This window comes from Sinomonas halotolerans, from assembly GCF_039615075.1.
Lineage (GTDB): Bacteria > Actinomycetota > Actinomycetes > Actinomycetales > Micrococcaceae > Sinomonas > Sinomonas halotolerans.
The window spans coordinates 30,091-48,728 of sequence record NZ_JBDFRB010000020.1 but is presented as its reverse complement, the minus strand read 5'-3'; the positions used below and the strand labels follow the sequence as shown (position 1 = coordinate 48,728).

Below are 18,638 nucleotides of genomic sequence, written 5' to 3'. Positions count from 1 at the left end.
AGAGAGCCTCCGGGGTCAGGTGAAAGCCTTCGACAAGCCACACCCCACCCGGAGGCTCTCCCTACGTCAACACGACTCGCCTGCCACCAACGTCATGACCCGGTACACCTAGGCGGCCCTGCAGCCACAACGCGCTCAGACCACCGTGAGGGTCACGACGCTGCCCTCGGGCACCTCGGCATCCACCGGGTCCTGGTCGCGGACGGTCCCGAAGAACCCGCCGAGGACGTTCTCGATCCGCACCTCGAAGCCGAGCTCCCGCAGCTCCGCGGCCGCACGGCTCGCCTGCTTTCCGATGAAGTCCGGCACGCGCACGAGCCGCGGTCCCTTGGAGATCGTGAGGGTGACCTTCCCGCCCTTCACCAGCGACGCGTCGGCGCCGGGGGACTGGGCGGCCACGGCTCCGCGCGGGATCGTCCGGTGGTGGACCTCGTCGGAGGAGACCACAGGATCCAGCCCCGCGGTCCGCAGGGCAGCGAGCGCCTGCGACTGGGACATGCCCACGACCTGCGGGACGGGGATCGGCTTCGGACCCTTGGACACCGCGAGGGCAACGGCCGTCCCGCGCCGCGCATCGGTCCCTGCTGCAGGCTTCTGCGAGATGACGGCACCGGCGGGAACCTCCTCGTCGAACGCCTCGGTGACCTTGCCTGCGGTCATCCCCGCGGCCGTGAGGGCCTCTTCGGCGGCGTCGAGGGTCTTGGTCCTGACGTCCGGGAGCGGGAAGAGCTGGGGGCCCTTGGAGACGAGCAGGGAGACGTCCTCGAAGCGCCGGATCTCGGATCCTGCTTCTGGCGTGCTGCCGACGATGAGCCCGCGGGCCACCTCGTCGTCGAACACCTCGCGTGTCGAGAAGGCGAGCCCGGCCCGCTCGAACAGCGGCCTCGCCTGTGCCACCGTGAGGTCTCTGACCCCCGGCACCGTCGCGGCGGAGCCGGGGCCGACCCCGAAGAACCACCCTGCGGCCGCCGCGACGAGAGCAAGCAGGACGATCACCGCTGCCCACACGGCGCCGCGCCTCCGCGGCCCGAGATCGCGGGTCGGCGTCGCCGCGGCAGCCTCGGCCGCCTTCCTGGCCTCGCGTTCACGGCGCTTCGCCTCGCGCGCGCTCGGAGGCGCCGTCGGCTCGGGGCGGGGAACCGCCGTCGTCGGCTGGAGGACCGCAGCGAGGGCCTCGGTCGGTGCGCCCGCCGCGCGCGCGCCCCGTCCGTCGCCGCCCGCGAGCACCTCTGTCGCGCCGGCGGGCGCCGCCGCACGCGCAGAGGGCGCTCCGGACGGCACGAGGTCGAGCTCCTCGTCACTGAGGTGAGTCCGGATGTGGCGGATCTCGCCCAGGAGGGAGTCGGCGTCGACTGGGCGATCGTCAGGCTGCCGCGCGGCCGCCCACTGGACGAGCTCGTCGAGTTCCCGCGAGAGGCCCGGGACGAGCTCGGATGGGGGCGGCACGTCACGGGTCACGTGGGCGAGGGCGACGTGGACCGGGAGGTCGCCGCGGAAGGGGGGGACCCCCGTGAGGAGCTCGTAGAGCATGATGCCCGCCGAGTAGAGGTCACTGCGGGCATCTGCCCCGCTCTGTTCGACGAGCTCGGGCGCGATGTAGGCGACGGTGCCGAAGGTCAGCCCGGTGCTGGTGGACGATGTGGCAGCCCTCGCGAGGCCGAAGTCCGCGACCTTGATCTGGCCTGAATCGCCGAGGAGGACGTTCTCCGGCTTGATGTCCCGGTGGATGAGCCCGGCGGCGTGCGCAGCGGCGAGCCCTTCGACCACCGCATCCACGAGTGCGAGCGCCTGGCGGGGCGCGAGCGGGCCCGATTCGTCCAGCAGCTGCCGGAGGTTGCGTCCCGGCACGTACTCCATGACCAGGAAGAAGACCTCGCCGTCCTGGCCCCGGTCCAGGACTGAGACAACGTGGGGATGCGAGAGGCGCGCGGCGGCCTTCGCCTCGCGCTCGAGGCGCGCTCGGAAGGAGTCGTCCCGGGCGAGGTGGGGGTGAAGGGCCTTGAAGGCCACTTGCCGGTCGAGGACCGTGTCCATCGAGAGGTACACCGTGGCCATCCCGCCGGTGCCGAGACGCGAGAGGACACGGTACCGACCGGCAACGAGTGAGCCGACGAGCGGGTCGCCCAGGTTCGAATTCACCCCACGATCCTATGCGCTCTCGCGCGGGCGGTCCCTCTCGGACCGCCCGCGCCGGCCGTGCTCAGCGGAAGGTCGCCCGGTGGGCGCGGATCGCTCTGACGTACGCCTTCGTGTCCTCGTACATGCCGTTCCTGCTCACGGAGTACTGGCCTTGGTAGTAGCCGGCGATCGCGTGGTCGACGTCCTTCGACGTGCGCACGAGAGCGCGGAGGATGGCGACTCCGGCTGTGACGTTGTCGTACGGGTCCAGCAGGTTCAGCTTGCGGCCCACCAGCTCCGAGGCCCACCGCCCCGAGGAGGGAATGACCTGCATGGTGCCGATCGCGTTGGCGGGGGATACCGCGCGCTGGTTGAAGCCCGACTCCTGGTACGCCACCGCAAGTGCGAGCGAGGGGTCCAGGCCCATGGAGCGCGCCGTCGAAGCCACGATCTGCTTCATCTGGGCGGTGCTCGGAACAGGCGAGGCGTTGAGCAGGCGCTTGTTCTCGTTGGCCGACTGCACCACCGCAGCGGGGTACTTGTAGCCGAGGAACGAGTCCGGGACGAGCTGCTTCACCGGGGTCGAGGAGGACGGGCGGACCGCGGAGGACGCAGTCGACGACGAGCCGGGAACCTTGAGGGTGCGGCCCGCGTAGATGACGCTCGAGAGGCTGAGCCGGTTGGCGGACAGGAGGTCCGCGATCGGCACCTTGAGCCGGGCGCTGATTCCGTACAGCGTGTCCCCGGGACGAATCGTGTAGGTGCTCGTGCGCGCCGGAGCCGGAGTCTGGACGGACGTCCGCGTCGCGGCCCTGGGAGCGGCCGAAGCCGCAGCGGCAGCGGTACCGCCGGGGAGCCTGAGGGTGCGGCCTGCGTAGATGACGCTCGTGAGCTTGAGACCGTTGGCGGACAGGAGCGAGCTCATGGGAATCCTCAGGCGCGAGCTGATCCCGGAGAGCGTGTCCCCTGCCCTGATCTTGTAGGTGCCGCCGCGGGCCAGGGTCGGCCCCTTCGCGGCCACGGCAGTCGGGGCTGCCTTCGGTGCCGCAGGAGCGGAGGCGGCCGAGAGCCTGAGCTTCTTCCCAGGGAAGATCAGGGAGTCGGCCCGCAGGCCATTGAGCTTGAGGACGTCGGAGACCTTGAGGCCGAAGCGCTGCGCCACGGCCCACACGGTGTCGCCGGGCGCGATCGTGTATTCCCGCGGAGTCTGCCTGAGCGGTGCGAGCCGCGAGGGGACGAGCGCCGCGATCTCCGCAGCGGGCACGACGGCGGCCTGATGCCCCGCGCGCTCCATGGCAGAGACGAGGGTGCCGGGCAGCTGGCGCTCGGCGGCGGGTGCCGCGGCGGCTGGCTCGGCGAGCGCGAGCGACGAGAGCGCGACGGCCGGCAGCACGGCGGTGGTTGCGGCGACGAGGGGAAGGCTGGCCTTGGCAGCAGCGGCCCCGTTGGTGCCGGACGGGCTCATCGGTCGTCCTCCTTGGCTGGTGTGTAGTGGCGACCCATGGGGTCAGAGTTTTTCATGTTGCATTTGTTGTGCAATTTAATCATGTTACTCATGTGACGAATGTGAATCTCTCACGAATTCAAGAGGGGCACAAGGCGCAACGGCGTGGGTGACCCATCTCTCCTTCTCCTGCAGTGGGGCGGTCCTGCTCCGAGGGAGGCGGACGCTCCCGCGCACCTGAGGGGGCGCCGGACTAGGTCCCGGGGCGTGCGGCATGGCACGCTGGAGGCGTGAGTGATATCGAGAACCTGGTGGCGGAATGGCTTCCCCTCCCGGATGTGGCGGAGAAGCTGGGATGCGCGATCACCAAGGTGCATGGCCTGCTGGATGAGCGTGCCCTCGTGGCGGCACGCGTGGGCGAGCGCAAGGTCCGGGCCGTCCCGGCGCTCTTCCTCGCTGAGGACCATGTGGTGGACAGCCTCAAGGGGACCATCGCCGTCCTCGGAGACGCCGGCTTCAGCGACGAGGAGATCATCGTGTGGCTCTTCACGCCCGATGAGTCGCTCCGCGGGCGGCCGATCGATGCCCTTCGCGAAGGGCGCAAGACGGAGATCAGGCGCCGCGCCCAGATCCTGGCCTGGTAGGGTGGCGTCCGCCGCGCTCAGGCGGTGCGGCGGACTGCTGCCCGGCCGAGCGCCGTGAGGGCGCCATGGACGAGCGGGTCGAGGCCCAGCCGGTCAAGCGCCTCGGCGGCCTGGTGGGCGAGCCGGTCGATGAGCTCCTCGGTCTGCGCGAGCGCTCCGCTGTCCGCGATCACCGCGCGGAGGCGGTCCACGTCGTCGAGCTCCAGGCCTGGATTGCCCAGCCCACGGGCAAGCTCCTGCCGCCCGGCCTCGCCCGCTGCACCGAGGGCCAGGGCGACGAGCATCGTGCGCTTGCCCTCCCGCAGGTCGTCGCCAGCCGGCTTGCCGGTCGTGAGCGGGTCGCCGAACACGCCGAGCACGTCGTCACGGAGCTGGAACGCCTCGCCGAGGGGGAGCGAGAAGCGTGCGTACCCCGCCAGCGTCTCGTCGTCCGCGCCGGCGAGCGCGCCGCCGATCCCGAGCGGATGCTCTGTCGAGTACTTCGCCGACTTGAAGCGGATGACGGTACGGGCCCGCGAGACGGCCGATTCGGGACTGCGGACCGGGCCCGCGACCTCCTCGAGGATGTCGAGGTACTGCCCTGCCATGACCTCGGCGCGCATGGTGTTGAAGATCCGGCGCGCGGGCGTCCCCGCCCCCGCCGCTTCACCGATCTCAGTGAAGGCCTCTTCGCTGAAGGAGAGGCACAGGTCGCCGGTCAGGATGGCGGCGGCGTGGCCGAAGCGCTCGCCGTCGAGGGTCCAGCCGGAGCCCTCGTGGAGCTGGGCGAAGCGGCGGTGCACGCTCGGCGCGCCGCGCCGCGTGTCAGACCGGTCGATGATGTCGTCGTGGATGAGCGCCGCCGCCTGGAAGAGCTCGAGGGCGACGCCGGTGGCGACGGTTTGGGGGGCGAGCTCACCGCCGCCGGCTCCGCGCCAGCCCCAGTAGGAGAGGAGCGCGCGAAGCCGCTTCCCGCCGGAGACGAGGCCGGTGATGGCCTCCATGAGGGGTGCGACGTCGGGCGACACGTTCTCCATGTCTGCCCGCCGACGGTCGAGGAAGGCGCCGAGCTGCGCAGCGAGCGCCTCCCTGTACCGGGACTGCTCGCCCTCATGTGCGGCGGAGGCGCTCGGCTGCTGCACGAGGCCTACTTGAGGCTCGACGCGGCCACGGCCGCCCCGACCGTCACAGTGGTCTTCCCGTTCGCGGTCACAGTCGAGACGGTGGCCGTCTCCTTGCCGTCGGCCCGCACGAAGTCGAGGACGCGGGTGTCAGCAGCGCCCGAGGCCTTCGACTTCGGGCTCTCCGCCGGAACGGCCGTGAAGCCCTGCGCGAGGAAGGACTTGGAGTAGAAGGCGAGGGCCTCGTCGGCTGAGGCTGAGGTCATCGCGACGAGAGAGGCCACAGCGGGGGTCTTCGAGGCGTCATAACTGGTGGCCATGGCCGTTGCGCCCGGCATGAGCGGGATGAGCTCGCTCGGGAATCCCGAGGCGATGGCGCTGACCGTCGCCGAGGGCGATGCGGTGGCCGAAGCGCTCGGCTCTGCCGACGCCGACGCGCTCGCAGCCGTCTCCGCGGCGGTCGAGGTCTGCGTGGCGGATGCGCCGTCCGACGAGCATCCGGCGGTCGCGATTGCCGTTGCCGTCAGGACCGCGGCCCAGGCCGCTCGCCGAATCCCTCGAGTGCTGTAGCTCACCGTGTTCCTTCCATCCGTGGCGGGGGTCCCGACCAGTGTAGTGGGACGCCCGCACCTACGATGGACGCGTGGCGACCGAGCATGCACCGGGCGCCGGCGAGGGCCTCGAGGAGCTGCGCCGGCGCGGGATCCTGCATGTCGACATGGACGCCTTCTTCGTGGCGGTCGAGCAGCGCGAGAGGCCCGAGCTGCGGGGCCGGCAGGTCATCGTAGGGTTCCCGGGGGAGAGGTCGGTGGTCCTCTCCGCGAGCTACGAGGCCCGGGCCTTCGGGGTCCGCAGCGCCATGCCGATGGCGAGGGCGCTCAGGCAGTGTCCGTCCGCCCTTGTCGTCCCTCCTCGCCACACGCTGTACTACAGCGTGTCCCGGCAGCTCATGGAGATCTTCGGCGAGTTCACCCACCTCGTCGAGCCGCTCAGCGTCGACGAGGCCTTCCTCGACGTGTCCGGAGCGGTCCGGCGGCTCGGTGCGCCCGAGGAGATCGCGGCGCAGATCAAAGCCCGTATCAGGGCCGATCTCGGCATCACGGCCTCAGTCGGGGTCGCCTCGAGCAAATTCGTTGCCAAGATCGCCTCTGCGAGGTCCAAACCGGACGGGCTGCTCGTCGTCCGGCCCGAGGACACGGTCCAGTACCTGCACTCGCTGCCCGTGGGAGCGCTCTGGGGGATCGGGCAGAAGGCTGGGGAAGCGCTCGCGCGGCTCGGCATCCATACCGTGGCAGACCTCGCCCACACGCCCGACTCGACGCTCAGCAGGGCGCTCGGTGCCTCCGGCCTTCACGCGAAGCAGCTCAGCTGGGGTCGGGACCCGCGCCGCGTGACCCCCGTGCGCGAGGAGAAGAGCGTCGGCGCCGAGGAGACCTTCGCTGTCGACGTCGCGGACGACGCCGTGCTCCACCGCGAACTCCTCCGGCTCGCCCATCGCGTGGCCGAGCGGCTCCGCGCATCCGGGCTCGCCGGATGGACGGTCGCGCTCAAGCTCCGCTACGCGGACTTCTCGACCCTGAGCCGTTCGCACACGCTCTCCGTCCCGACCGACAGCGCCCAGCAGCTGTACGCCGAGGCGCGGGCGCTCCTGCTCGGCCTCGGGACGCGCCCCCAGAGGGTCCGCCTCATCGGACTCCGTGCCGAGCGGCTCGAGCGCGGGACAGGCGTCCCCCGCCAGATGAGCCTCGACATGTCCGAGGAGAACTGGCGGACCGCGGAGTCCGCCCTCGACGAGGTGTCGGCCCGCTTCGGGTCCGGAACGCTGCGTCCCGCCAGGCTCCTCGCGCCGGATGCGCGCGACAGGCCCGCCCGGTCCCACAGCCCGGTGATGCCCGATGGGCCGCCATTATTCCCCGCCGACGATGACGGCGGCAGGGGCCACTGACTCCTTTTGGAACCACTCTCGACCACCTATCCTTAAGAGACCTCGAACATAGAGTGCAGTGAGTCGGCTGGAGGTTCCCGGTGTGCGGTCGGGGTCCGCATCGGCTCGACCGGAGCGCGGGAACCCATGGTCGGTTCAGTGCGTTGATGCAGGTGATGGGGCAGCCATCACGTGCACGCATGAAGGAGTCGCCATGCCTCTCTCCGAGCATGAACAGAGGATGCTGGAGCAGCTTGAGAAGCAGCTCCATGATGAGGACCCGAAGTTTGCCGACTCCATGGGAGCGGACGCCCTGCGGACCTTCTCGACCAAGCACATCGTCCTGGGCGTCCTCGGCGTGATTGTCGGCGTTCTCGTTCTGCTGGTGGGCGTGAGCATCCAGAACGTGCTCGTGGGCGTCCTCGGCTTCCTCGCCATGGGCGCGAGCGTCTACTACGGGACGCTCCGGAGGGCTGGACGCAGGACCGGCTCCGGGTCCGGCCCGGGCGCCGCGGCGTCCTCCAAGGGGGGCGGCCTCCTCAGCCGGCTCGAGGCGCGCTGGGACGAACGGCGTCGCGACGACACCTGACCCTGCCGAGGCGCCGCGCCAGCACTCGCGCTGAGGTACAGCCTCCCAGCTGGGCGCCTACGCGATGGTGCGCGCCCGCGCGCCAGTGAACACCCCCGCGCGACATCCGATGTCACAGCACAGCGTCCGATGGTCCAGTGCGGTCTGCTGGTCCAGCGCAGCACCCGGTGACACCGTGCAGCCTCTCGACCCGACATGACCCCAGAGGCCCAGAACCCCAGCAACGCCGAATCGCGGCGGTGGAATGTGAAGGCCCCGGAATCCGGTTCCGGGGCCTTTGCTGCAGGCAGGGCAGGTCTCCACCCCGGCTGGGCTCGGCTCAGCTCTCGGGGGAGCCGTTCTCGGGGGAGCTGTGTCCTTCCCCGCCCGTTTCCCTCCTGAGGCTCCACGCTGCTCCTGGCCGCGGCATTCTCCCCTGGGCCCCTTCGCTCCCAGCCCCAATGCCGGCTCCATTTGGCTCCGGGGCTCCACTCTGCTCCCTGGGCTCCACTTCCCTCCCTGACTTCGCCCGTCCCTCTCTGCAGTGAGGTCGACACGCTCTGCAGTCACGTCGGCACGTCCTCGGGTGAGGAGGGAAACGCAGCGCCTCCTCCACTTCCCTCCCCGCTTCATTAATCCGCGGGATTCCGAGGATCTTCCCGGCAAAGACACGGCCCGACACGCCACGCAGCGCGTTGACGGGGGAGGCTTGTGGAGTAAAGTGGAGCATGTTGGAGGGAAGTGGCGGATAGGGACGTTCAGCTCTTCGGACAGACAGGGTGGTGGTGCCGGTGTTGCTCGGTACGCATTCGCCGCGTCTGGACGAGAAGGGACGGCTCATCCTCCCGGCCAAGTACCGCGACGAGCTTGCCGAAGGGCTGGTTCTGACCCGGGGCCAGGAGCGCTGCCTCTACGTCTTCAGCCAGAAGGAATTCGAGAGAGTCCACGAACAGATGCGGGAAGCCCCTATCTCCTCGCGTCAGGCGCGTGACTATCTGAGGGTCTTCCTGTCTGGAGCCTCCGATGAGGTGCCTGACAAGCAGGGGCGCGTCACCATTCCGCAGAACCTGCGGAAGTACGCAGGTCTCGAGCGGGACCTCGCCGTGATCGGCGTGGGGACCCGGGCGGAGATCTGGGACGCGGCCTCGTGGGAGGAGTACCTGGCCGAGAAGGAGAACGCGTTCTCCGAGACCGACGACGACGCGATACCCGGGATCCTGTGATCCCACCGGCTGGACCAGATCTCCAGCCGCCCGGCCTCTACTCCTGGCTCACCTTCCCCGGAGCCAGGCGGAGGCGGTGCGGAGGGGGATCTGGACCAGCCGTCCAGCAATGAGGAGCCCAGAGCAGGCCAGCGCACGGAAGGAGACGCCGATGGACGACAGCCAGGGACAGCGGCCCACCTCGGAACGCCATGTGCCCGTGCTCCGGGACCGCTGCGTCACCCTCCTGGGCGGCGGGATCGACGCCGCACGCACCGCTGGCCGGTCCCCCGTGGTGGTCGACGCCACGCTCGGGATGGGCGGCCACAGCGAAGCGATCCTCGAGCGCTACGACGACGTGACCCTCGTCGGGATCGACCGCGACGAGGAGGCGCTGGCCCTCGCCGGAGCGCGGCTTGCGCGCTTCGGGAACCGGGCGAGGCTCGTGCACGCCGTCTACGACGAGATCCCCGAGGTGCTCGGCTCCCTGGGCCTCGACGGCGCCGACGGCATCCTCATGGACCTCGGCGTGTCCTCGCTGCAGCTCGATGAGCGCGAGCGCGGGTTCGCGTACTCCTACGACGCCCCGCTGGACATGCGGATGGACACGAGCCGCGGCCAGACGGCCGCCGACATCGTCAACACCTACAGCGCGGAAGAGCTCACGCGGATCATCCGCGCCTGGGGCGAGGAGAAGTTCGCCGGACGGATCGCGAAGGCCATCGTCGCGGCCCGCGAAGAAGCCCCGCTCACGACGACGGGACGCCTCGTCGAGGTGATCCGCGCCGTCGTCCCCGCCGCAGCCGCCCGCACGGGAGGACACCCGGCCAAACGCACCTTCCAGGCGCTCAGGATCGAGGTCAACGAAGAACTCGATGTGCTCGAACGCGCCGTCCCCGCCGCGGTCGATGCGCTCCGGCTCGGCGGCCGGATCGTCGTCATGAGCTACCACTCGCTCGAGGACAGGATTGTCAAGGGCGCCCTGCAGTCGAGGAGCCGCTCGTCGGCACCCCCGGGGTTCCCCGTCGAACTCGAGGAGCACCGTCCAGAGCTCAAGGTCCTCACGAAGGGGACCGAGGTGCCGACGGATGACGAGATCGCGGAGAACCCGCGGGCGGCGTCCGCGCGGCTGCGCGCAGCAGAACGAATCAGGTCAAGGAGCGTCAGATGAGCCCAGCAGCACAGCCCACACGCGCCATCTCGGGCACCTCGGCGCTCGCCGCCGCACTCCCGGGCCGCGACCGCACCCCTGCTCCGGCGCGCCGTGCCCCCCTTGCCCTCGTCCGCACGAGTCCGGTCCGCCGGCGCGCCCCCTTCGCGATCTTCTGCCTCGGCGTCCTCGCCGCTGCGCTCGTGGGCGTGCTCGTCCTCAACATCTCGGTCTCGACCGGCCAGTACGAGCTCGTCCAGCTGCGCAGCGAGCAGCTGACCCTCCAGAAGCAGAACCAGGACCTGACGCAGCGCGCCCAGAACCACGAGGCTCCCCAGAATCTGGCCGCACGCGCGGCAGAATTGGGCATGGTCGCCTCGACGTCGAAGGGCCAGATCGACCTCGCGACGCTCGCGGTCACCGGGAAGGCCAAGGCGGCGGAGAAGGCTGCCCCGCAGGGGGCCGTCATCGCCGCGCCGGCCATTCCGGGCCAGATCGACCCGGTCCCCGCGCCGATCACGGGGGAGCCGCTCATGGCGCGCGCGGAGGCCAGCCCGGGCCCTGCGCCCGCCCCGACCCAGAAGAAGGAAACGCGCAAGACGGAGACCGAGGCGCTCAACGGCGGCTCGATCCCGGCTCCTGCGCAGCGCACCCCCGGGGAGTAGCGCCAAGCCTCGGACCGCGCACGGGCGCAGCTGGCAGACGATGGAATTGGCGAGGACCGAGGACACGGTGTGGCAATGAGCAGCAGGCCCCGGCCGCTGGCGGCAGACCGCCGCGACGGCCCTTCCGACGGCACCGAGCGCCGGGCCGCGCGCGCGAAGCGGCGCCTCCGGCTCGGGCTTGCTGCCATGCTCGCCTTCCTCCTCGTGGTGGCCGGGCGGCTGGTCATGGTCCAAGGCCTGGATTCTGGCGGGCTCGCTGAAGCGGCCCTCAGCAAGCGGCTCCAGAAGACGATCCTCCCTGCTGAGCGCGGCGAGATCGTCGACTCCAAGGGCACGGTCCTCGCCACGAGCGTGGTGCGCTACAACATCACCGTGGACCAGCGCCTCGCCTCGGACCCGGAGTTCGAGCACATCGACCGGCGCATCGAGACCGGGGACTCGGTCAAGCTCGTCGAAGTGCCCCGTGCACAGCTCCTCAAGGAGCTCGCGGACATCCTCGGCAAGTCCGTCGGGGAGGTCACCGAGGCGGTCACCGGCGAGAAGCCGTTCAACTACGTGGCGCGCAACGTGACCCCGGACACCGAGGCCAAGGTGATGGCCCTCGGCTTCCCAGGGGTCCTGTCCGAGGGCGTCTCCCAGCGGGTCTACCCGAACGGGCCGGTCGCTGGGAACCTCGTGGGCTTCGTGGGCGCGGACGGGACCGCCCTGGCCGGCCTCGAGCAGACGCAGAACTCAGTCCTCACCGGCAGGAACGGTGAACGGGTCTACGAGATCGGCGCCGATGGCCTGCGGATCCCCGTCGCCACGGACAGGCTGACCGAGGCCGAGGACGGCCGCACGGTGCGCCTCACCATCAACGCGGACCTCCAGTACTTCGCCCAGCAGGCCATCCAGACACAGGCGGGCAAGTACGGCGCCGAATGGGCGACAGTGGTCGTGGCCGACGCGAAGGACGGCAACATCCTCGCCATGGCGGACACGGACTCCGTGGATCCCAACGACCCGGGCCGATCCGCCGCCGAGGACAGGGGCGCGCGGGCCGTAACGGCCGCCTACGAGCCCGGCTCGGTGGAGAAGACCCTGACCTTCGCAGCCCTCATCGAGGAGGGGAAGGCGAAGCCCCTGAGCCGCTATACCGTGCCCTCGCAGTACACGATCGAGGGGCAGACCTTCGGCGACGCCTTCGAGCACGGCACGGAGCAGCGCACCCTCGCGGGCATCCTCGGGTACTCGATGAACACAGGGACAGTGATGGCAGGAAGGGCGCTCACGCGCCAGCAGCGCTACGACTGGCTCACGAAGTTCGGGATCGGCCAGCCCGTGTCGCTGGGACTGCCCGGCGAGAACCGCGGCATCCTCGCCAAGCCCGACACCTGGGATACCCGCCAGCAGTACACGGTGCTCTTCGGCCAGGGCCTCACCCAGTCCACGCTCCAGACGGTGCGCGCGTACCAGTCCATCGCGAACGGCGGCATCATGGTGCAGCCGCGGCTGATCGACGCCTACGTGGCTGCCGATGGCTCCGAGGAACGGCCGGAGACCGCTGCGCCGACCCGGGTCATGAGCGAGTCGACCGCCCAGCAGGTCAAGGACATGCTCGAGAGCGCGGTGACCACGGGCCACGTGGAGCCCGCTGCGATCGACGGGTACCGGGTCGGGGCGAAGACAGGCACGTCCGAGGCGCCCCGCGAGGACGGGGTCGCCGGCTACAGCGGCGTCACCTCCTCCCTCATCGGGATGGCACCGATGGAGGACCCCCGGTTCATCGTCGCCGTCGTGGTCCAGAGGCCCAAGGGCGACATCTTCGGCATCGCGAACGCCGAGGTCTTCCGCTCCGTGCTGTCCCAGACGCTCCGCCTCTACAACGTGCCTCCGTCCACAGGAGCGCCGTCACGCCTTCCGCAGTACGCGAAGTGAGGCCTCCCGAGCAGGACCTGCCCGCCAGTCGGGGTTCGGCAGCCGAGCGACTAGAGTTGGATTCCTCCCGAGCAGTGAAGGTGAACGTGAGCCAGCAGCCCATGCCGACGGACGGGCCCCCGCCCGGCAACGGCGGAACCCCAGACGCTTCCCGCGCCCTGCGCCCCGAGCGCGTGGATCCCGTCCCCCTCTCGGAGGTCGCCGGATTCCTCGGCCTCGAGGCCGAGGCCGAGGCCCTCCCCGCAGACACCGTCGTCACCGGCGTCTGCCTCGATTCACGGTCGGTCCTCCCCGGGGACCTCTACCTCGCCATGCCCGGTGCCACGCGCCACGGTGCGGACTTCGCGCGCGACGCCGTGGACGCCGGCGCGGTCGCGATCGTCACCGACCACGACGGCGCCACCCAGCTCGCGCTGTCCGAGACCGTGAGCGCGGTGCCCGTGCTCGTCGTCGACCGCCCCCGCACGGTGGCCGGCCCGCTCGCCGCCCGCATCTACGGCACCGCCCTGCACGGGGGCCGTCCAGCGCTCGTCGGCGTCACCGGGACGAACGGCAAGACGACCACGACCTATTTCGCCAATTCGCTCTTCCGCGCGCTCGGCCACACGACCGGGCTCATCGGGACGATCGAGATCGTCGCCGGCGGCGAGCCGATCCCCAGCCGGCTCACGACGCCGGAGTCCACCGATGTCCACGCGCTCCTGGCGCTCATGCGCGAGCGCGGCGTCACCGCCGCATCGATGGAGGTCTCCTCGCACGCGATCGAGTTCGGCAGGGTGGACGGAGTCCACTACGACGCGGTGGGGTTCACGAACCTGACCCAGGACCACCTCGACCTCCACGGCACCATGGAGGAGTACTTCGCGGCGAAGGCGGCCCTGTTCACTCCCGAGCGCGCCGAGCGGGGCGTCGTGACCGTCGACGACGAGTGGGGGGCGCGCCTCGCCGCCGCGGCCACGATCCCGGTGACGACCCTGAGCACCCGCCCGGATGCGCCGCAGGCGGACTGGACGGTCGGCTCCCTCGATGCCTCGGGCCTCGGCACGGTGTTCGAGCTGCGGCACCGCGACGGCGCCGCGCTGCGCGTGCGCTGCGGGCTGCCTGGCGGCTTCAACGTGGCCAACGCGGCCCTCGCCGTCCTCCTCGTCCTCGCGTCCGGCGCCACGGCCGAGGACGTCCAGCGCGCCCTCGACGCCGCCGACCCGTTCGCGGTCGAGGTGCCCGGGCGCATGCAGGCGGTCGCCGCCGAGCCCACGGCCGTCGTCGACTTCGCCCACAATCCCGACGCGCTCGCCCGCGCGCTCGACGCCGTCCGGCCGGCCGGGGCGGGCAGGCTCATTCTCGTCTTCGGCGCGACAGGCCAGCGCGACCAGAGCAAGCGGCCCCTCATGGGGGCGGTGGCGGTGCGTGGGGCCGACGTCGTCGTCGTGACCGATGACGACCCGCACGACGAGGATGCCGCCGCCATCCGCGCCGACGTCCTCGCCGGCGCGCTGGAGGAGAACGCCTCGGGCGGCTGGGACCGCATGGTCATCGAGGTCGCGCCCCGCGCGGACGCGATCCGCCGGGCCGTCGCGCTCGCCACGCGCGAGGACGTGGTCCTCGTCGCGGGCCGCGGGCACGAGGCGTGGCAGGAGGTCAAGGGGGTCAACCTCGCGCTCGACGACCGCGACGAGCTGCGGGCTGCCCTCGCCGAGCACGGATTCCGCCCCACGGGCGGAGAGTCGATAGAGTCCGGGGAAGAATGATCGAGTTCACTGCGGCGGAGATCGCCGAGATCACGGGCGGGCGCCTCGTGCCGGAGACGGCCGACCCCGCCATCGTCCCCACTTCAGTCGTCACCGACTCGCGCGAGGCGCGCGAGGGCTCGCTCTACGTGGCCAAACCGGGAGAGAACGCCGACGGGCACAGCTTCGTCGCCGCCGCCTTCGGGGCGGGCGCCGTGCTCGCCCTGTGCGAGCGGGAGGTGCCCGGAGCCGACGGCGCGGTGCCCCCGTCCGTCATCGTCCCCGACGCGGTCCTCGCGATGGGGAGCCTCGCGGCGGAGGCGGTGCGCCGCATCCGCACCGCCCGCGCTGCGCGAGGCGAGGCCTTCACGGTCGTCGGCATCACCGGCTCAGCCGGCAAGACCACGACCAAGGACCTGCTCGCGGGCATCTTCCGATCGACCCCGGAGGGCTCCGCCGGGCCGGGGGCGACCGTATGCCCGCAGGGCTCGTACAACGGCGAGGTCGGCGTACCGCTCACGGTCTTCGAGGCCGACGAGTCCACTCGGTACCTCGTGATCGAGATGGGCGCGACCGGGGTCGGGCACATCCGCTACCTGGCCGAGATGGTGCGGCCGGACATCGGAGTCGTGCTTGTCGTCGGCAGCGCCCATGCGGGCGAGTTCGGGGGTGTCGAGAACATCGCGCGCACCAAGGGCGAGCTCCTCGAGGCGCTCTCCGTGCACGGCGCCGCCGTGATCAACCTCGACGATGCGCGCGTGCGCGCGATGGAGCCGCGCACCACGGCGGCGCGCTGGTTCTTCACCGCACACCCCGAGGGATTCGCGGCGGAGGGGCAGCGGGGCACGCTGGTCGCCGCCCACCATGCGACGGTCGACGCCGAGGGGCACCCCGTCTTCGACCTCACCGTGGGCGGGGGTGCGTCCGTGCGGGTCCAGAGCCGCCTCATCGGCGAGCACCACACGGGCAACCTTCTCGCCGCGGCCGCCGCCGCGGCCGCCGCGGGCGTGGGCGCCCAGGAGATCGCCGCCTCGCTCTCGGCCCAGGGCCCGGGCAGCCGGTGGCGCATGGAGCGCACGGACCGCCCCGACGGCGTGACCGTGATCAACGACGCCTACAACGCCAACCCCGAGTCCATGCGGGCAGCCCTGCGCACGCTCGCGGACCTCGGACGGGGCCGGCGCACGTGGGCCGTCCTGGGGGCCATGCGGGAACTGGGCGAGGACACGATCGCTGCCCACACCGCCGTCGGAACGCTCGTGGTGCGCCTCAACATCGACCGGCTCCTGGTGGTCGGACGGGAGGCGCGCGCCCTCTACGTGAGTGCCGTCAACGAGGGATCGTGGGGGAGCGAATGCTCCTTCGTGGAGGACGCCGACGAGGCGTTCGAACTCCTCGAACGCGAGCTCCAGCCGGGGGACCTCGTCCTCGTCAAGTCGTCCAACGGGGTGGGCCTGAGGCACCTCGGCGATCGGATAGCATGGGCCGAGCTGCCCAGCCCCACGGCACACCCACGAACGGAGCTGACGTGATCGCACTCCTGATCGGCTCCGGCCTGGCCCTCGTCCTGGGGCTCGTCGGAACGCCGCTCTTCATCCGGTTCCTCGTCCGCAAGGGCTACGGGCAGTTCATCCGGGACGACGGGCCCACCACGCACCACACGAAGCGCGGCACGCCCACCATGGGCGGCACGGTCTTCGTCCTCGCAACCGTCGCCGCGTACTACCTCACGCACCTTGCCACCTGGCTCATGAACCCGGCGAGCGTCGGACCGACCATCTCCGCGGCGCTCCTGCTGTTCCTCATGGTCGGCATGGGCCTCGTGGGCTTCCTCGACGACTTCATCAAGATCTCCAAGCAGCGCAGCCTCGGCCTCTCAGCACGTGCCAAGCTCATCGGCCAGGGGCTCGTGGGGATCGTGTTCGCGCTCCTCGTCCTGCAGTTCCCGGATGAGCACGGGCTCACCCCGGCATCCACGCACATCTCGTTCCTGCGCGACATCCCATGGCTGGACCTCGCGTTCGGCGGGACGGTCATCGGGGCGATCCTGTTCGTCATCTGGTCCAACCTCATCGTCACCGCTGCGAGCAACGGCGTGAACCTCACCGACGGCCTCGACGGGCTGGCCGGCGGGGCCTCGATCATGGTCTTCGGCGCGTACACCCTCATGGGGATCTGGCAGGGCAACCAGGCGTGCGGGTCTGAGCGCGTCACGGGGAGCGTGTGCTACTCCACGCGGGACCCGATGGACCTTGCCCTCCTCGCGGCGATCATGAGCGCCGCGCTCGTGGGCTTCCTCTGGTGGAACACGTCCCCGGCCAAGATCTTCATGGGGGACACCGGCTCGCTCGCGATCGGCGCGGCCATCGCGGGCTTCGCGATCATGACCCGGACGCAGCTGCTCCTGGGCATCATCGGCGGCCTCTTCGTCCTCATCACGCTCTCGGTGATCCTCCAGGTGGGCTACTTCAAGGCCACCAAGGGCAAGCGCCTCTTCAAGATGGCGCCCCTCCAGCATCACTTCGAGCTGAAGGGCTGGGCCGAGGTGACCGTGGTGGTGCGGTTCTGGATCCTCGCCGGGCTGTGCGTCGCAGCGGGCCTGGCCGTGTTCTACGCAGAGTGGGTGGCCGGACTGTGAGCGCGTCGTCTCAGGCGGCAGGGCGCCTCGCATCGCTGACCTCGTGGGATTCCGACTGGTCCGGGCTCCGGGTCGTCGTGGCAGGGATCGGGGTCTCCGGCTTCGCGGCGGCGGACACGCTCATCGAGCTCGGCGCCGCCGTCGTCGTGGTGGACGCGTCCCAGACCGAGCGCGCGCAGGCGCAGGCCGACACGCTCAGGATCGTCGGCGCCCAGGACGTGCTCCTGGGCCCCGAGGCCGTCGCGCGCCTGCCGAAGGTCGACGGCGCATGGCCGGACCTCGTCGTGACCTCGCCCGGGTGGCGTCCCGACCAGGCACTCCTCGCGGAGGCCGCGTGCCGCGGCGTCGAGGTGTGGGGAGACGTGGAGCTCGCGTGGCGGGTCCGGCAGCGCCGTGGCAAGAAGACCGCGCAGTGGCTCGCGATCACCGGCACGAACGGGAAGACGACGACGGTGGGCATGGTCGAGTCGATGCTCCGCGCGGCGGGCCTCAGGGCCGTGGCCGTGGGCAACGTCGGCACCCCGATCCTGGACGCCATCCGGGAGCCCGTGGAGTACGACGTGTTCGCTGTCGAGCTCTCGAGCTTCCAGCTGCACTGGGCCCGTTCGGTGTCGCCGCTGGCCTCCGTGGTGCTCAACGTCGCCGAGGACCACGTGGACTGGCACGGCTCCTACGAGAGCTACCTCGCCGACAAGGCGCGCATCTACGAGAACACCCAGATCGCGTGCGTCTACAACGCCGAGCAGGTCGAGACCGAGCGCATGGTCGAGGACGCCGACGTCGTGGAAGGCTGCCGAGCGGTCGCCTTCACCACCCAGACGCCCGCCGTGAGCATGCTCGGCGTGGTCGAGGGCCTCCTCGTCGACCGGGCCTTCATCGAGGAGCGCCGCGACCACGCAGCCGAGCTCGCCTCGCTGGAGGACCTCGGCCCCGGCGCACCCCGGCACATGGTGGCCAACGCCCTCGCGGCCGCGGCCCTCGTGCGCGCCTGCGGCGTCGAGGCGGCCGCGATCAAGCGCGGGCTGCAGGCCTACGGCCCCGGTGACCATCGCATCCAGACGGTCGCGACGCTCGACGGCGTGGCCTGGGTCAACGACTCCAAGGCCACCAATCCGCACGCGGCGGCGGCGTCCCTCGCGGCCTTCAGACCGGTGGTGTGGATCGCCGGGGGGCTGTCGAAGGGGGTCGAGTACGACGACCTGGTCGCGCGGCACGCGGACCGGCTCAAGGCCGCGGTGCTGATCGGCCGGGACAGCTCCGCCCTCGCCGCCGCGCTCGCACGACACGCGCCCGACGTCCCCGTCATCGTCGTCGGGCCGGTCCACACTGAAGGGGATCGCCCGAGCGGCGAGGCTGTCATGGCCAGGGCCGTCGAGATCGCCGCCGAGCACGCCACCGCAGGGGACACCGTGCTCATGGCGCCCGCCGCGGCGTCCATGGACCAGTTCGAGTCCTATGCCCACCGGGGCGCCGCGTTCGCGGCAGCGGTCGCGTCGATCGGAACGGGCCGGACGGGCTCGGAGGACCGAGGCAAGGAGTAG

The 18,638-nt window shown here is 71.0% G+C and carries 16 protein-coding genes; 12 read left to right on the top strand and 4 right to left on the bottom strand.

Annotated elements, in window-relative coordinates:
- Positions 1-135 precede the first annotated feature (135 nt).
- Positions 136-2,139: a Stk1 family PASTA domain-containing Ser/Thr kinase gene (gene pknB, locus ABCQ75_RS15455; protein WP_345886544.1), complete on the bottom strand. Its 2,004-nt coding sequence runs from the start codon at positions 2,137-2,139 to the stop codon at positions 136-138.
- A gap of 61 nt (positions 2,140-2,200) precedes the next feature.
- The gene (locus ABCQ75_RS15450) at positions 2,201-3,583 is read right to left on the bottom strand and encodes a LysM peptidoglycan-binding domain-containing protein (protein ID WP_345886542.1); all 1,383 of its coding nucleotides are present in this window, start codon (positions 3,581-3,583) and stop codon (positions 2,201-2,203) included.
- A 269-nt stretch (positions 3,584-3,852) separates the two neighbouring features.
- On the opposite strand from ABCQ75_RS15450, the gene ABCQ75_RS15445 reads away from it, so the two are divergent.
- The gene (locus ABCQ75_RS15445; protein WP_345886540.1) at positions 3,853-4,206 is read left to right on the top strand and encodes an Rv2175c family DNA-binding protein; all 354 of its coding nucleotides are present in this window, start codon (positions 3,853-3,855) and stop codon (positions 4,204-4,206) included.
- A 17-nt stretch (positions 4,207-4,223) separates the two neighbouring features.
- On the opposite strand, the gene ABCQ75_RS15440 is transcribed toward ABCQ75_RS15445, so the two are convergent.
- On the bottom strand, positions 4,224-5,327 hold the full coding sequence (locus tag ABCQ75_RS15440; protein ID WP_345886538.1) for a polyprenyl synthetase family protein: 1,104 nt from the start codon (positions 5,325-5,327) through the stop codon (positions 4,224-4,226).
- A gap of 5 nt (positions 5,328-5,332) precedes the next feature.
- Positions 5,333-5,644 (bottom strand): hypothetical protein, encoded by a 312-nt coding sequence (locus ABCQ75_RS15435; protein ID WP_345886534.1) that lies wholly within the window; start codon positions 5,642-5,644, stop codon positions 5,333-5,335.
- On the opposite strand from ABCQ75_RS15435, the gene ABCQ75_RS15430 reads away from it, so the two are divergent.
- The 11 genes from ABCQ75_RS15430 to murD all read left to right on the top strand — a co-directional run bounded on the left by ABCQ75_RS15430 (position 5,643) and on the right by murD (position 18,638).
- On the top strand, positions 5,643-5,876 hold the full coding sequence (locus ABCQ75_RS15430) for a hypothetical protein (protein ID WP_345886533.1): 234 nt from the start codon (positions 5,643-5,645) through the stop codon (positions 5,874-5,876). The two genes, ABCQ75_RS15435 and ABCQ75_RS15430, sit on opposite strands and share 2 nt — an antisense overlap.
- Positions 5,877-6,024: 148 nt before the next feature.
- On the top strand, positions 6,025-7,251 hold the full coding sequence (gene dinB, locus ABCQ75_RS15425) for a DNA polymerase IV (protein WP_427916120.1): 1,227 nt from the start codon (positions 6,025-6,027) through the stop codon (positions 7,249-7,251).
- Positions 7,252-7,444: 193 nt separating this feature from the next.
- Positions 7,445-7,819, top strand: a complete 375-nt coding sequence (locus ABCQ75_RS15420) for a DUF3040 domain-containing protein (protein ID WP_345886529.1) — start codon at positions 7,445-7,447, stop codon at positions 7,817-7,819.
- 770 nt (positions 7,820-8,589) lie between these two features.
- The gene (gene mraZ / locus ABCQ75_RS15415; RefSeq protein ID WP_345886527.1) at positions 8,590-9,021 is read left to right on the top strand and encodes a division/cell wall cluster transcriptional repressor MraZ; all 432 of its coding nucleotides are present in this window, start codon (positions 8,590-8,592) and stop codon (positions 9,019-9,021) included.
- A gap of 151 nt (positions 9,022-9,172) precedes the next feature.
- Positions 9,173-10,171: a 16S rRNA (cytosine(1402)-N(4))-methyltransferase RsmH gene (gene rsmH / locus ABCQ75_RS15410; RefSeq protein WP_345886526.1), complete on the top strand. Its 999-nt coding sequence runs from the start codon at positions 9,173-9,175 to the stop codon at positions 10,169-10,171.
- Positions 10,168-10,815, top strand: coding sequence for a cell division protein FtsL (gene ftsL / locus ABCQ75_RS15405; protein ID WP_345886524.1), 648 nt, complete (start codon positions 10,168-10,170; stop codon positions 10,813-10,815). The genes rsmH and ftsL overlap by 4 nt, the downstream gene beginning before the upstream one ends.
- 75 nt (positions 10,816-10,890) lie before the next feature.
- Positions 10,891-12,732, top strand: coding sequence for a peptidoglycan D,D-transpeptidase FtsI family protein (locus tag ABCQ75_RS15400; protein WP_345886523.1), 1,842 nt, complete (start codon positions 10,891-10,893; stop codon positions 12,730-12,732).
- A gap of 101 nt (positions 12,733-12,833) precedes the next feature.
- On the top strand, positions 12,834-14,480 hold the full coding sequence (locus tag ABCQ75_RS15395) for a UDP-N-acetylmuramoyl-L-alanyl-D-glutamate--2,6-diaminopimelate ligase (RefSeq protein ID WP_345886545.1): 1,647 nt from the start codon (positions 12,834-12,836) through the stop codon (positions 14,478-14,480).
- Positions 14,477-15,991 carry a UDP-N-acetylmuramoyl-tripeptide--D-alanyl-D-alanine ligase gene (locus ABCQ75_RS15390; RefSeq protein ID WP_345886522.1) on the top strand — a complete coding sequence of 505 codons (1,515 nt, stop codon included), beginning with the start codon at positions 14,477-14,479 and terminating at the stop codon, positions 15,989-15,991. The genes ABCQ75_RS15395 and ABCQ75_RS15390 overlap by 4 nt, the downstream gene beginning before the upstream one ends.
- Positions 15,988-17,097 (top strand): phospho-N-acetylmuramoyl-pentapeptide-transferase, encoded by a 1,110-nt coding sequence (gene mraY / locus ABCQ75_RS15385; RefSeq protein ID WP_345886521.1) that lies wholly within the window; start codon positions 15,988-15,990, stop codon positions 17,095-17,097. Before ABCQ75_RS15390 ends, mraY begins: the two co-directional genes overlap by 4 nt.
- Entirely contained in the window at positions 17,094-18,638 is a 1,545-nt protein-coding gene (murD, locus tag ABCQ75_RS15380; RefSeq protein ID WP_345886520.1) for a UDP-N-acetylmuramoyl-L-alanine--D-glutamate ligase, read from the top strand. Before mraY ends, murD begins: the two co-directional genes overlap by 4 nt.